This is a genomic window from Methylomonas sp. 2F7 (assembly GCF_057126975.1).
Genome location: NZ_CP195203.1, coordinates 4,741,945 through 4,755,656 on the forward strand (window position 1 = coordinate 4,741,945; position 13,712 = coordinate 4,755,656).

General features: G+C 52.3%; 12 protein-coding genes and 1 pseudogene. 4 read left to right on the top strand and 9 right to left on the bottom strand.

What is annotated here, in order from left to right; genetic code table 11:
* Nucleotides 1-250: 250 nt before the first annotated feature.
* The gene (locus ACR64Q_RS21375) at nt 251-1,510 is read right to left on the bottom strand and encodes an NAD(P)/FAD-dependent oxidoreductase (RefSeq protein ID WP_313733076.1); all 1,260 of its coding nucleotides are present in this window, start codon (nt 1,508-1,510) and stop codon (nt 251-253) included.
* Between the two features lie 45 nt (nt 1,511-1,555).
* Nucleotides 1,556-2,236: an SDR family NAD(P)-dependent oxidoreductase gene (locus ACR64Q_RS21380; protein ID WP_313733077.1), complete on the bottom strand. Its 681-nt coding sequence runs from the start codon at nt 2,234-2,236 to the stop codon at nt 1,556-1,558.
* 213 nt (nt 2,237-2,449) lie between these two features.
* Between ACR64Q_RS21380 and ACR64Q_RS21385 the strand changes: the two genes are divergently transcribed.
* Nucleotides 2,450-3,076, top strand: coding sequence for a DUF998 domain-containing protein (locus tag ACR64Q_RS21385; protein ID WP_313733078.1), 627 nt, complete (start codon nt 2,450-2,452; stop codon nt 3,074-3,076).
* 75 nt (nt 3,077-3,151) lie between these two features.
* Here ACR64Q_RS21385 and ACR64Q_RS21390 read toward each other — a convergent pair whose 3' ends face one another.
* Nucleotides 3,152-3,583: a DUF2721 domain-containing protein gene (locus tag ACR64Q_RS21390; RefSeq protein ID WP_036277648.1), complete on the bottom strand. Its 432-nt coding sequence runs from the start codon at nt 3,581-3,583 to the stop codon at nt 3,152-3,154.
* Nucleotides 3,584-3,753: 170 nt separating this feature from the next.
* Here ACR64Q_RS21390 and ACR64Q_RS21395 point away from each other — a divergent pair, with 170 nt between their 5' ends.
* The gene (locus tag ACR64Q_RS21395) at nt 3,754-4,827 is read left to right on the top strand and encodes a TIGR03790 family protein (RefSeq protein ID WP_313733079.1); all 1,074 of its coding nucleotides are present in this window, start codon (nt 3,754-3,756) and stop codon (nt 4,825-4,827) included.
* Here ACR64Q_RS21395 and ACR64Q_RS21400 read toward each other — a convergent pair.
* The 3 genes and pseudogenes from ACR64Q_RS21400 to ACR64Q_RS21410 all read right to left on the bottom strand — a co-directional run.
* On the bottom strand, nt 4,824-6,221 hold the full coding sequence (locus ACR64Q_RS21400) for a diguanylate cyclase (RefSeq protein WP_313733080.1): 1,398 nt from the start codon (nt 6,219-6,221) through the stop codon (nt 4,824-4,826). The genes ACR64Q_RS21395 and ACR64Q_RS21400 overlap by 4 nt on opposite strands.
* A gap of 46 nt (nt 6,222-6,267) precedes the next feature.
* Nucleotides 6,268-6,645, bottom strand: a complete 378-nt coding sequence (locus tag ACR64Q_RS21405; RefSeq protein WP_483823429.1) for a nitroreductase family protein — start codon at nt 6,643-6,645, stop codon at nt 6,268-6,270.
* A 67-nt stretch (nt 6,646-6,712) separates the two neighbouring features.
* Nucleotides 6,713-6,871, bottom strand: a pseudogene (locus ACR64Q_RS21410) (nitroreductase family protein); the annotation flags it as partial.
* 327 nt (nt 6,872-7,198) lie between these two features.
* On the opposite strand from ACR64Q_RS21410, the gene ileS reads away from it, so the two are divergent.
* Together ileS and lspA are read left to right on the top strand one after the other, a co-directional pair.
* Nucleotides 7,199-10,030, top strand: coding sequence for an isoleucine--tRNA ligase (ileS, locus tag ACR64Q_RS21415; RefSeq protein WP_313733082.1), 2,832 nt, complete (start codon nt 7,199-7,201; stop codon nt 10,028-10,030).
* Nucleotides 10,023-10,502, top strand: coding sequence for a signal peptidase II (lspA, locus tag ACR64Q_RS21420; RefSeq protein ID WP_313733083.1), 480 nt, complete (start codon nt 10,023-10,025; stop codon nt 10,500-10,502). Before ileS ends, lspA begins: the two co-directional genes overlap by 8 nt.
* A 444-nt stretch (nt 10,503-10,946) precedes the next feature.
* Here the strand turns inward: lspA and ACR64Q_RS21425 are convergent, their stop codons facing one another.
* The 3 genes from ACR64Q_RS21425 to ACR64Q_RS21435 all read right to left on the bottom strand — a co-directional run bounded on the left by ACR64Q_RS21425 (nt 10,947) and on the right by ACR64Q_RS21435 (nt 13,640).
* Nucleotides 10,947-11,486 carry a hypothetical protein gene (locus ACR64Q_RS21425; protein ID WP_313733084.1) on the bottom strand — a complete coding sequence of 180 codons (540 nt, stop codon included), beginning with the start codon at nt 11,484-11,486 and terminating at the stop codon, nt 10,947-10,949.
* A 490-nt stretch (nt 11,487-11,976) separates the two neighbouring features.
* Complete coding sequence (locus ACR64Q_RS21430) at nt 11,977-12,171, bottom strand: GNAT family N-acetyltransferase (protein ID WP_313733085.1); 195 nt, start codon at nt 12,169-12,171, stop codon at nt 11,977-11,979.
* 35 nt (nt 12,172-12,206) lie between these two features.
* Nucleotides 12,207-13,640, bottom strand: coding sequence for a hypothetical protein (locus tag ACR64Q_RS21435; protein ID WP_313733086.1), 1,434 nt, complete (start codon nt 13,638-13,640; stop codon nt 12,207-12,209).
* Between the last annotated feature and the right edge of the window lie 72 nt (nt 13,641-13,712).

The window sequence follows — 13,712 nt, forward strand, 5'->3', positions numbered from 1 at the left end:
TAATTCCCTGCATTTTTTAATATTGATGTTAAATATAATTTATTAGCTAAAAACTATATTTTTGGCTCGCTAATAAAATACTCGATAGCTAGAGTATTTGGTTACCAGCTTACGCAGACTCACTATTCCATGAAAAATATGTTTGTCGAATATTTACAAATCCACCTTCAGTCTATTAAAAAATTTAATAAAAATAATAAGCAAAATAATACCCAAGTCAATTAAGTACTCGATTAATAATAACCAGGGCTTACAAACCGTTTTGCGTCAGTGCATTGGCCTGACAATACCGGGATAGATCATTGTTTGAAAACCTGCCGATGGAAAATTCTTCAATATCAATGGCATTTGAAATCACACTGCCTTCAGTAATTAAGTCAGCAACTATCTCTCCGAAAATTGGCGCATATTTCAAAGCCTGACCAGCACCCAAGCAGTGGTACAAATTAGTAAACTGGGTATCTGCACCGAGGATAAATTTCAAATCGGGCGTAATATCGAAAAACGAATGATAGCCGCCGGCATAGACCGGTTTTCCGATTTTCGGGAAACGATTAATTACCTTGCCAAGATAATTATCCAGCTGTTGCTGGGTAACATTGAAACTCAGCGCGTCGTAAATGACGTTGGCGCCCTCCGGATTCATCGCGGTTCGGCTAAATGAGCGGGCAATGTCCTTGGCGTTACGGCTGCGAGGTTGATGCATATGTAAAATGCTGCCGCGCCAGCGCCGAAAATAGGCTTGATTCACGTAATCGGCAATGATGGGCATGCCCTCCGGAATGTCATGGACGCTTACTAGAAAGTTGGCTGCATACACGGGTTCCAATGCCACTGGGATATTCAATCCAATACCGGCAAATAAATCCGCGCTCCACGCACCGGCGGCATTGATCACATGTTCGGCAAAAATTTTGCCCTGACTGGTATGCAGGGCAGTGATACCTTGCCCGGCATGTTCAAAATCGATCACATCGCAATGCTCCAGCACGTCGACGCGAGTCTTTTTGGCCGCTGTTTGCATGGCGTTTAAGATCTGCGGCGAATCCAGCTGCAATACGTCCGGTTCGTAGTAGTAAATTTCGTCCGGCACGGTTTTTAGGGCTTTGCGGCTCAGTTCCAACACGTCGCGATGGGCAAGCATCGCAAAGTCTATGCCTTCCTGTTGCAGCATGTGCTCCAGCGCAGTCCAACTTTCAGCGCGGCTGTCGGCGGCATTTTCCGCAATCCAGATAGCGCCCGATTGCTCGTAGGGGATGTTGACACCCCAGAGGGGTTTGAGATTTTTCCAATATTGGGTTGCCATTTTGGCCATCCTGGCCGCCATCGGCGAGGCGTTGGCGGACCGGACGATGGCGCTATGCCGGGAGCTAAGTCCGGCACCCAGGACTTTTTTTTCGATAATCGCGACTTTACCGCTTTTATTGCCCAGCCGGCGTTGCACCGAAAAAGCGCATGCCGCGCCGAGACAGCCTCCGCCAATCACTACGGTATGATAGTGCTTATTCATCAAATCTCCTTGCAGCCTGGACTGCAAATCAGTTTTCAGCGGCTATCAAGCCTTGATAGCAGAGATTCCGCCATCGACATGCATGACTTGCCCGGTAATCCAGGCGGCATTTTCGGATAATAAAAACAAAGCCATCTGAGCAATATCCTTCGCTTCGCCCAAGCGCTTAAGCGGATGCCGCGCGGCAGCAGCCTGTTTTTTGCTATCTTCGCGCAGCAAACTTTCCGCCAACGGTGTGTCGGTCAATGACGGCGCAATTGCGTTTACTCGGATTTTCGGCGCCCATTCCGCCGCCAAGGCACGGGTCAGGCCTTCTATCGCTCCTTTAGACGCAGATACCGTGGCATGGTAAGGAAAGCCGGTTTGCACTGCCACGGTACTGAACAGCACGACCGACGCACCTTCCGCCGCTTGCATATTGCGTTGGTAGTGCTGCAAACAGCGCACGGCGCCGATTAAATTCAGTTCCAAATCCGCGATAAACTCCTCGGGCTTGATCCTGGCGAACGGCTTTAAGTTGATGCTGCCGGGGCAATAGACCAAACCATGCAAGGGTTCATCTATGGCCGGCAACGCGTCGCTTACTACATCGCAGCTAAAGTGTTTGCAAACGCTCGGCACCGCAGCAGAGCGGCTTAAGGAGTAGATTTGAAATTGCGGCTGAGCCAAACCGGCCAGCGCGGCGCCAATCCCGCTACTGGCTCCTACAATCAAAACATTACGCATGTTGTGCCTCTGTCAGCCCGTGAATCCAAACAAAATCGGTATTTTGCGGTGGGGGTGCTAATGATTTCTTCTTGTATGCGCCGTAACAGACTGAGTTTTGCACCACTAGCCCCCCGTGTCCTCAAGGCTACCTTGCGGATGCGGTTAGTCAATGCGCTGCGCACTGCTAAGCTGAGCGGGATAAACTATTGTTTTTAGTTACGAGATTTGCGAATGAATCTAAGCCGTTTGGGTATTAGCTGCGGCATCGCGGCCCCGGTAATCTGGCTGTCGCTGATTGGCCTGGCCGGTACCATGCGTCCGGAGTTCAGCCACAGCTACCAGTACATCAGCGAGTTGGGCGAACGCGGCAGTATTACGGAAATTCCGATGCGTTACATTGGCTTCGGATTAGCCGGCTTTTTGTATGTGTGTTTTGCCGTTGCCCTTCCGGCAACTCTGCGCGAAGGTTGGCGTGCGGCGCTGCTTGCCACGCTAATTGGTATAGACGGAATAGGACGTATTGGGGCCGGGGTATTTGCCTGCGACCCAGGCTGTGATGGCCTGTCGTCGAGTCAGGAATTACATCGACTGTTTGCCATGACCGGGTTTTCCGCGGCTATTCTGGCCGCACTGGCTGGCGGCATGCTGTTCCGGCGCCATGCTTGGCTGAGCATTCTTAGTGTTTACTCGATAGGCAGCGGTCTTTTGGCGGCAACTTTGCTGCTGCTGATGACTTGGGAAGCCAATCCCATCCAAACTCTCGGCCTGTTCGAACACTTGGCAACCGGCTTGCTCTCCATCTGGACGTTGGTGTTTGCCGTGTGTTTATTCCGCGCATCTGCTTTGTCGGATGAATAGCGCCGCAACTCCAAACGGCAATTGGTAAGGCTTAGCCGCTTATTTGCGACGAACAACATCGGGGCGATTGATAGGCTAGGAACGCTTGCGCCAGACGATAATGCCGGTGGCCAGCGAGATTTCCCTTAGAAAACACAGCAAACCGCCAATTAACGCCAACATCGCCGCGATAAACAATAAGGAAACCGCATCGGACAAATCGATGGCAAACTCCACGCCTACGAACATAGCGACGATGGACATACAAACCAGTAAGGCGCAAGTGGTACACAAGGTAATGGACCAATGAGTCCAATGCGCTCGCCGCGCAAGCGTCCGCATCTCGACATGGTGCGCTTCGGCTTCGACGCCTTTTAGCTCGCCTAGTAAGCGAAACCGGTCCACAGTTCGGCCCAGGCGGCTGGTCAGCACCCCTAGAATGCCGGCCACACCCGTCAACAGAAACACTGGAGCGACTGCCTGTTGAATCACATGAGCAACGGTTGGTATGTTGGCTATGACATCCATAATGATGATCCGCAAAGTTAAGAATTTAAAAAATACCCTATCCTCTAGGACATGCGAAACGGCAAATTTGTCGATTATCGAATAATTTAAACAGGCGTGTTGTATTTAAACGGTGTCCGGTTACAGTGGCCGATCCGATAAATTCGACCGCCAATCTCACGGAGTACCGCGTGTTTACCGTCAAATCATGCAAATTTGCCCTGATAGGGCCTATCCTCAGCCAGCTGCTTTTCACGCCGACCCTGGCCGCTCCCGTCTCGCCTATGTACCGGCCTTCCTCGGCGCTGACCGGTCATGATCTGGCGGTCATCGTCAACGACGCCGACCCGTTAAGTGTGGAAGTTGCCGCTTATTATCAAAAACAGCGGCAAATCCCAGCCGAGCAGATGATACATGTGCGGTTTGCGCCGAAACAGGCGGTGTTGTCCAAACAACAATTCGAACAGGTTAAGCAGGAAGTCGATCAAAAAACGCCTGCGCATGTACAGGCCTTTGCCTTGACCTGGCTACAACCGTTTCGCGTCGATTGCATGTCTATCACCACGGCCTTCGCGGCCGGTTTTAGCGAATCATTTTGCGCGAAAGGCTGCGTTCAAACCCATAGCAGCCCTTATTTCACCTCCGAAACCGATAAACCGTTTAAAACGCACGGCTGGCGGCCCACCATGGCCGTGGCGGGTAAAACCTTTGCGGAGGCGAAAAAACTGATCGATACCGGTGTTGCCTCGGATTATTCGCATCCGCAAGGCTCGGCATATCTGTTAAAAACCTCGGACCAGGCGCGTAGCTCCAGAGCGGTAATGTTTCCGAAAGTGGCCGAATCGTTAAGCAGTTTCTGGCCGGTGAATTATCTGGAGCAAGACTACATTGAAGGCCGTCAGGACGTGATGTTTTATTTCACCGGTCTGACCAAAGTGCCGCATCTGGCGGATAACCGCTATTTACCGGGCGCTGTTGCCGACCATCTCACCTCCGCGGGCGGTGTGATGTCGGGCAGCGACCAGATGAATATTACCGAATGGCTGAGCGCCGGTGCTACTGCCAGCTATGGCGCGGTCGTGGAACCCTGTAATTTCCCGGCCAAATTTCCCAACCCCGGCGTATTGATGTATTTTTACCTGCGCGGCAGCAGTGTGATCGAAGCCTACTGGAAAAGCGTCGCCCAACCCGGCCAGGGCATTTTTGTCGGCGAACCACTGGCCAAACCGTTTGCCTATCAAGCACACCAAGCGCCGGCTAACTAATCGCGCGGCACATCCGCTTCATCATCGGCGACGACAAGCCGATTGCGGCCGGCTTCCTTGGCGACATAAAGTGCCTGGTCGGCACGGTTTAACAGATCGAGCCGATTGCCGCCATGGACCGGATAAATCGCCACACCTATCGATACGGTGACTTGCGGCAACTGATGATTACCGAATTTTAGCGACAAGCTTTCGATGGCCGCACGCAATGCTTCGAGGCGTTGCAAAATTTTATCCGGCTGGATTTCGGTGGTGACCACCACAAATTCTTCACCGCCAAAACGGCACACCATGTCGCTACCTTCCCGAAAGCCGTTCATCAATTGCGCGGTTTTCTTCAATACTTCATCGCCGGCATCGTGGCCGTAGTTATCGTTGAAGGTTTTAAAATGATCGATGTCGATCATCGCCACGGCCAGCATTTTGCCGCTGCGGCTCATCCGCAACAGTTCTCTATCCAGCACTTCTTCCAGAAAGCGCCGATTGAACAGGCCGGTGAGCGGATCGCGAATCGATAATTCGTGCAATTCCTCGCGCAGGGTCAAATTGGCCAAAGCCAGCCGGGCGCTGTCGGCTGTGGCTTCGGCTATCGACAGCTCGCGTTGAATATCTTCCGGGGTTTCGCTGGCAAAACGAGATTCGATGTAAATCAAGCCCAAGGCCCGCGAATGGGCCAATAGCGGAATGCAGAGATAAGGATAGCTCCCTTGCTTTACATGACTGCAGACCGGGTTGATGCTTTGGCCGACCCGCGCCATGTGAATACAACCACGCCGCATGCCCCAACATTCATCCGGGGTAAACACCGTTTCCAGCTCGCTTTCGCTGCTGCCCCAGGCATCGACGAGCACCAGCGAGTTACCGGCGGCATCCAGCATATAAAGACCGCCAACGGAACCGGCAAACAAGCGCACCAAGGCTGCTTTAATGATCGGATAGGCCTCGTCCATTTTTTGGCAGCTCTGCAACAAATCGGTCATCTCGCGGATTAATTGCATTTGCAAAATCGCGGACTCCAATTCGGTTTGGGCTTTTTTTAACGCGGTAACGTCCCTGGCTGCGGCAAAAATTCCGGCGACATCACCGTTCTCATCCCGATAAACCGAGGCGTTGTACATCACTTCGGTGATCTGGCCGGAGGTATGGCAGATAGCCAGCGGGTAATCGGTGACTTTGCCTTGCGAAAACGCCAAGCGATAACCGTCGCGGGCTTTTTGCGGATCGGTAAAGTAGTTGGAAAAATCGCTGCCGATCAACTGTTGGCGCGGCACGCCGGTGACTTTTTCGGTAGCGCTGTTCACGTCCATGATCTTGCCGTCGGCGTTGATAGTCACCAGCGGATCGAGACTGGCCTCGATCAGACTACGCGCGTAGGAAGTTTTCACGCTCTTCATTGGCGCTACTTAATTACAGCGAAAATTCGGAAGTGGACGACAACACCTATCTAAACGCCTCGCCCCATTGCCCCAGATAAAATCGCTGCTCCAGAGCCGCGCGGCTGCGTTCCGCCTGCTCGCCGGCTTGAAAGTCTTCGGCTAAGGATCTCGTCTCCCCTTGATAGCCCAACGCCAGCATCGCCATCGGCGTACAGTCGTCCGGTAAATTCAGCACTTGCCGCGCTTTATCGGCATCGAAACCGCCCATTTGATGGGTAATCAAGCCTAGGGCGTTGGCTTGCAGGCATAAACTCAAGGAGGCAGCGCCGGTATCGTAAGCGGCAAAGCGGTTGGCTTTGCCGTTGTGATTGAAATTCTGCATCGCCACCGTCAAGATCAACACTGGGGCATTTTTGGCCCACAGCTGATTTTTTTTCGACAATCACCGATAAGGCATTTTGCCAGGCGGCGAGATTGCTGGATTTGTCGCAAACCACAAAGCGCCAGGGTTGATCGTTAAAACAGGACGGCGCCCAACGTGCGGCCTCCAAAACGGCGGTCAAATCCTGATGGCTTACCGCTTTATCCGGATCGAAAGCCCGCGGGCTCCAGCGGCTGGCGATCAAGTCGTGAATGTCTACCTGAGTAGTGGCGCGTTTATGTTGCATGGCTGAGCCCCTCGTGTGTGCTTAAGTAATTTTTAGCGCGTGCCGAAGCGGCCTATTACCAACCGCGTGCCACGCATAAACCCGCCGGTAAATTTCGTAAATCGGCAAACCGGATACGCAACGGATGGTAACTCTCCGACGCCGTCCCGTCCATTTTTAGCACGGTTCGCCGCCAAGCGGCCGAGTATGCTTTATAGCGCCTGGCAGATGGTGCTAAAATCGCGCGTTTAATATCATCCTTAGAATCATTCGGCTAATCGGCGCAACCGTTATTTTCAGCGGCCTAAGTCCGCAACCCAGCCGCTGGAATGCAACGCAGACAACATCATGACCATGGATTACAAACTAACCCTGAACCTCCCCAAGACCGAGTTTGCGATGAAAGCCAATCTGGCGCAACGCGAACCAGAGATGCTGAAAAAATGGAACGAAAATCAGCTGTACCAAAAAATTCGCGAGGTTTGTGCCGGCCGGCCTAAATTTATTCTGCACGACGGCCCTCCTTACGCCAACGGCGCGATTCACATCGGCCACGCGGTTAACAAGGTCTTGAAGGACATCATCGTCAAATCCAAAACCCTCAGCGGTTTCGATGCGCCTTATGTGCCGGGCTGGGATTGCCACGGTTTGCCTATCGAATTGATGGTGGAAAAATCGGTTGGCAAGGCCGGGGTTAAAGTCACGCCTGCCGAGTTTCGCAAGGAATGCCGGGCTTACGCCAAAAAACAGGTCAATATCCAGAAAGAAGAATTCATCCGCTTAGGCGTCTTGGGCGATTGGGACAATCCGTACTTGACCATGGATTTTGCCTTCGAAGCCGACATCGTCCGCGCGCTGGGCAAAATCGCCGCCAATGGCCATCTGAGCAAAGGCGCCAAACCGGTACATTGGTGTACCGATTGCGGCTCGGCGCTCGCCGAGGCGGAAGTGGAATACGAAGACAAACATTCGCCGGCTATCGATGTGCGCTTCTCGGTGGTGGATGAACATGCATTCATGGAAAAGTGCCACCACGCCGGCGACCGCGAAGGCAAAGGCCCGCTGTCGGTGGTGATCTGGACCACCACGCCCTGGACGCTGCCAGCCAACCAAGCCGTTGCTTTGAATCCGGATTTGGAATATGCCGTGGTGCAATGCGAGATCGACGGCCAAACCGAGCGCTTAGTCATCGCCGAAGCATTGTTGAAAGACGCGGTGTTGCGTTACGGCATCGGCGAACATCACATCGTCGGCTATTGCAAAGGCGCGGCGCTGGAAAACCAGTTATTGCAACATCCGTTCTACGACCGGCAAGTGCCGATCATTCTGGGCGACCACGTCACTACCGATGCCGGTACCGGCGCGGTGCATACCGCACCCGGCCACGGCCAGGAAGACTATGTGGTCGGCATGAAATATGGCCTACCTGTGGACAATCCGGTCGGCAGCAACGGCGTATTTTTGCCCAGCACCGAACTATTCGCCGGCCTGCATGTGTTTACCGCCAACGAAAAAGTGCTGGAGGTCTTGCGCGAGCGCGGCAAATTGCTGCACCACCACGCCTTGCTGCATAGCTACCCGCATTGCTGGCGTCATAAAACCCCGATCATTTTCCGCGCCACCCCGCAATGGTTTATTTCCATGGAGAAAAACGGCCTGCGCGATACGGCTTTGAACGAAGTCAAACGCGTAGACTGGATCCCCGATTGGGGCCAAGCCCGTATCGAAGCCATGCTGAATAATCGCCCGGACTGGTGTATCTCCCGGCAACGTACCTGGGGTGTGCCTATCGCCTTTTTCGTGCATAAAGAAACGGGCGAGCTGCACCCGCGCACTGGCGAGTTAATCGAGCAGGTCGCCAAGCGCATCGAACAACAAGGCATAGACGCCTGGTTTGAACTGGACGCAGCGGAACTGATTGGCGCTGACGCCGAGCACTACCAAAAAATGACCGACACCCTAGATGTCTGGTTTGATTCCGGCGTCACCCACGCGGCCGTGTTGGAACGCCGCGAGCAACTGCGCTTCCCGGCTGACCTGTATCTGGAAGGCTCGGATCAGCATCGCGGCTGGTTCCAGTCTTCACTGCTGGCGTCGGTAGCGATGAACGATGTCGCGCCGTATAAACAAGTTTTGACCCACGGCTTTACTGTCGATGCCGAGGGCAAGAAAATGTCCAAATCCAAAGGCAACGTGGTGCTGCCGCAAACGGTGATGAAATCGCTGGGCGCCGACGTGTTACGTCTGTGGGTGGCCGGCACCGATTATCGCGGCGAAATGTCGGTATCCGAGGAAATCTTGAAACGCACCTCCGACGGTTACCGCCGCTTACGTAACACCGCGCGCTTCCTGCTCTCCAATCTGGACGGCTTCGATCCGGCGCAGCATCTGGTGGCCAAGGACGATTTGCTGGCGCTGGACCGCTGGGCCGTCGATAAAGCCTGGCAGTTGCAGGAAGAGATCAAAGCCGCTTACAGCGCCTATCAGTTCCAAAGCATTTACCAAAAAGTACTGACCTTCTGCAGCATCGACTTGGGCGGCTTTTACCTGGACATCATCAAGGACCGCCAATACACCGCCAAGGAAGATTGTCTGGCCCGGCGCTCCGCACAAACCGCGATGTACCATGTCATCGAAGCGCTGACCCGCTGGCTGGCGCCCATCACCAGCTACACCGCCGACGAATTATGGCAATTCATTCCCGGCCAACGCGGCGAATCGGTGTTTCTGGAAACCTGGTACGAAGGCTTATTCCCACTGGACGCCAACGCGACGATCAGTCGCGACACCTGGGATAAAGTCATGGCAGTGCGCACCGTGGTTTCCAAGGAACTGGAGCAATTGCGCGGTAAAGGCGCCATCGGTGCATCTTTAAATGCGGAAGTGGAGCTGTATTGCGATGAGGCTTATGGCGCGGAGCTGAACAAACTGGCGAGCGAGCTGCATTTTGTCTTTATCACCTCCAACGCCGGTGTCGCCGACATGCAATTCTGCCCGGACGATGCGGTAGCGACCGAATTGGAAGGTGTGAAATTGAAAGTGACGGTATCCGAGCATCCAAAATGCGTCCGCTGCTGGCACCAACGCTACGACATCGGCGAAAACCCCGAGCATCCGGAACTGTGCGGCCGCTGCGTGGAAAACGTCGTCGGCAACGGCGAGATCCGTCGTTATGCTTAAGTGGTTGTGGATTTCCGCGCTGACGCTGGTGCTGGATCAGGCCAGCAAACTGGCGGTGGACGGTTCGATGCAGCTCTTTGAGTCGATCCCCTTGCTTCCGTATTTCAACCTGACCTACGTGCATAACACCGGCGCGGCCTTCAGCTTCCTGGCCCAAGCCGGCGGCTGGCAGCGCTGGCTGTTTGCAGGTTTAGCCGTGGTGATGAGCAGCATCATAGCGGTCTGGCTGCATCGCCTGCAAAAGCACGAGACCTTGATGGCCGTGGCTTTGGCTTTGGTCTTGGGCGGTGCCATCGGCAATCTGATCGACCGGGTAGCTTACGGTTATGTGATCGACTTTCTGGATGTTTATTACCAAGACTGGCATTGGCCGGCTTTCAATATTGCTGATTCGGCGATTTGTATTGGGGTGGGGTTGATGTTGTTGGAGAGTTTTGGGGTTGGGCGGAAAGTTGTGGATGTTTTGGAGTAGTCTGTAGCTTTTTCTGCTGAAGCGGGTTACCCCCTTCTCCCTCCAGGGAGAAGGTCGGGATGAGGGGGCAAATTTGGTGTCGCTATCGCGACGGCTGGTTTTTAATGTCGGGTCTCGGCCCGACAGCCGAGATACTTTCTTTTGCTTGGCCAAAAGAAAGTATCCAAAGAAAAAGCCACCCGGATGCCGCTTATTCCCTGCGCTCCTCGCTTTTGAACGGGGTTGCCGAAAGGGGCTTCCTGCCCCTTCGGCAACGCGATGCATCCCTGCATCGCCCCTAACGGGCTTATCCGTTCAAAAGCTCCGGTGCTCGGCGCGGCATACGGGAGCACACCCGTCCCGAGCGATGTAAGGCACCTTAGCGATAGAGTAATGCGCCGAATGATCTAAGGCCAACACACGGCGCAATACGGCTACGCCTATTGACGCCCTACCAATTGAGCCTTAAGACCTTATTCTATTTCCAATAAGTTTGGCTGTTGAACGAACCAAATAAATTAACAGCAAGAAGAATGGAATTCCTCTAATAAATGTATTCTTGTAATCAAAATGTTGTTCGAAGAGCTCCTTTTTCTTTTCATAACTTACAAGCATCCTTTCCTTACCGGTTGCTTGGGTTTTTGGATCAATGATTTGTAAATAATCCGACTGAATAACTCCAAATGTAGTATGAAACCAGTACGTTCCTATAGCTCTATTATCTCCAGCATGAGACAAGACGTATTCTCTACATCCTGGCAAACCATAATAAATCTCATGCTTACCAGCCTCGTCGGTTACATAATATCTAAGCGATACATTACATTTATTCGTCTTCCAAGTCGATTCACCTTCAACACTAAGTATGCCGTGGTAAATCGTGGCTTCTTCCAACTTCGGATAAGGCACGAACCACTTGTAGTACAAAGGCCAAAGCGGCATGCTGGTTAAACATAGAGCTACAATAAGCAATAACCATTTAACTATTTTTTTTATAATTTTCATATTATCTTAATCATCTAGGTCTGTAGGATATTCTATTAAAAACAGCGGAGGTACGATTAGCGCAGCTTAATCGGACGCATGTTGAATTAAATCTTTAGGAGTTGCGTTTGCCGCTGATAAGGCAAACGATGATTGTAAGCCCCCTTAATTCCTCCGAATACGCTTTGCTATTCGGAGCTACCCCAAGATGGCTACAATTTTTGTAAGCTCAAACCCTGCAAATCGCGCAAGGGTTTTCTCCCGTATGCTGCGCCGAGCACCGGAGCTTTTTTCGAGAATAGCCCGAAGGGGTGCGGCAGGGATGCCGCACGTCGGCGGAGGGGCTGGGAAGCCCCTTCTGCCGACCCTCGATAAAAGCTCCGGAGCGCAGGATATAAGCGGCGTCCGGGTGGCCTTTCTTTTGGTGACTTTTCTTTGGCCAAACAAAGAAAAGTTACTCGGCTGTCGGGCCGAGACCCGACATCAAAACCAGCCGTCGCGCCAGCGACACTTATAAAACCAACCGCATTGGCATCATCGAAGAAACCTCAAACCCCGCCCGCCCATAAAACCGCTGCGCCGAAAGATTATCGGCATCCGTCAGCAACGTAATCAGCAGACACCCATGAGCTTTGCCAAATTCCAAAGCATGCGCCAATAACACCGAACCCACGCCATTGCCCTTCGAGCTAGCCCCCTTTTGCACTAACTTAAAGACTTTCCGTCTCTTAGTCGGTTCGTTTATGGTTGCGTTAATCTGTTAGCGGTGATGCTACGCCCTTTCGTTAACAGCGCTGCTTCAACTTGACGTGGACTGCTACCCGAACACACTCTGATACCGCCTTCTGGGCTAAAGCAAGGGTGCGCACCAGCCGGCACATCCCCGATAATGACGGGTGCGAATTGCTGCACTTGTCCCTCAATGGTTGTCGAAACTCCATAAAGTATCGGTGAAACGACAGGTAATAGAACTGCCGCTAAATCAAAGCTATCGGCATCAATGTTTTCGATAGAAAGTTTTGTAACGGGATCTCCATTGGCATCTTCCGTCGGCGACAACACCAGGTCAAAATGAACGGTACTATCAACATCACCCAAGATACTGGCATCATGAACGATAATTGGAACACTCATCGCAAGCTTGCTTTCGCTCACAAAACGAGACGTCGTCGTACTGCCATTTCTTAATTCACCTTTGCCGTGGAGACTATGGCCAAACGTCGCTTCAATTCTGGAACGCAGCCAATCGCCATCAATACCAAAGAAAAAGGGCAGGTCCAGATTATTCCATGCGCTAGAAGAACGGATTTCGCTCCTAAAAGCAGTCAGTTGATTATTGCTATTAAGCCATTGGCATGGTGCTTGACTGGTGCCAAAGTTCTTTTGGAATGCCGATTGCCCATCGATTAACAGTTCAAATTCGGCGATACAAACACTATCGTTGCCCGGTTTTCGGAGTGAAATTAGAGTGATATCCGATGCCTGGGAAATGTTGTTCAGCATCAAATCATAGGTTTTATTCGTGCCTCGCTCCAGGTCGTCATCGGTCGAGTCCAGCCAAGTATGATTGCCGCGCGGATACCAATTGGTTACGGTTGTCACCAATCCAGTCGGGGTCTGCAAAAGTACCTCGACACCGTTATCGGTTCCGGCATTTTTGACATCCGGAACGCGAATGCGCAGCTGTAGCCGGTGCACGACTAACTCATCTCTACCATCGCGGGTAATGTAGCAACGCTGGGGTGACGTTAAGCTCGCCCCCGAACCAGCCTCATCAGACACAATAATGGCATAGCAATTTTCTGCGTTTGCAGATGCATTTTCATCAAGGAATGAAGCATATTTATTGTCAGGAAGCGCCGCAAAAGTTTGGATCGTTTGCCAAGCAGAGCCATTAATGCTTCTTATCACTTGCGTTTGTGGCGCTTGCTGGTTGAACCAACGTAAACCGACGGTAGTTGGGCTGGGAGAACCGAGTGTGAAATCCTGGACTGGATACACGCCAGGATCAATTGTCGGCCCAACCGATATAAATTGACCCGTAGCGGCTGAATTGAGAACTGTCGTTTTCTGGAGAGCAGTTGCATTGTTAAATGCAATCAAACCAACAATTAAAACCATCACTTTCGAATTGAAAGCGCCCGAATTGAAGAAACTTTTTGAGATGGTAGCCATGGATCACTCCTAATTTTGGTTGGTGTGGTCCAGATTAAAACCAAAAGCTCACCTTGGACTATCAATTAGGTA

Bases quoted from the DNA above. Each gene is read 5' to 3' on its own strand.
- ACR64Q_RS21375 (WP_313733076.1), bottom strand. From the start codon at position 1,510: ATGAATAAGCACTATCATACCGTAGTGATTGGCGGAGGCTGTCTCGGC.
- ACR64Q_RS21380 (WP_313733077.1), bottom strand. From the start codon at position 2,236: ATGCGTAATGTTTTGATTGTAGGAGCCAGTAGCGGGATTGGCGCCGCG.
- ACR64Q_RS21385 (WP_313733078.1), top strand. From the start codon at position 2,450: ATGAATCTAAGCCGTTTGGGTATTAGCTGCGGCATCGCGGCCCCGGTA.
- ACR64Q_RS21390 (WP_036277648.1), bottom strand. From the start codon at position 3,583: ATGGATGTCATAGCCAACATACCAACCGTTGCTCATGTGATTCAACAG.
- ACR64Q_RS21400 (WP_313733080.1), bottom strand. From the start codon at position 6,221: ATGAAGAGCGTGAAAACTTCCTACGCGCGTAGTCTGATCGAGGCCAGT.
- ileS (WP_313733082.1), top strand. From the start codon at position 7,199: ATGACCATGGATTACAAACTAACCCTGAACCTCCCCAAGACCGAGTTT.
- lspA (WP_313733083.1), top strand. From the start codon at position 10,023: ATGCTTAAGTGGTTGTGGATTTCCGCGCTGACGCTGGTGCTGGATCAG.
- ACR64Q_RS21425 (WP_313733084.1), bottom strand. From the start codon at position 11,486: ATGAAAATTATAAAAAAAATAGTTAAATGGTTATTGCTTATTGTAGCT.
- ACR64Q_RS21435 (WP_313733086.1), bottom strand. From the start codon at position 13,640: ATGGCTACCATCTCAAAAAGTTTCTTCAATTCGGGCGCTTTCAATTCG.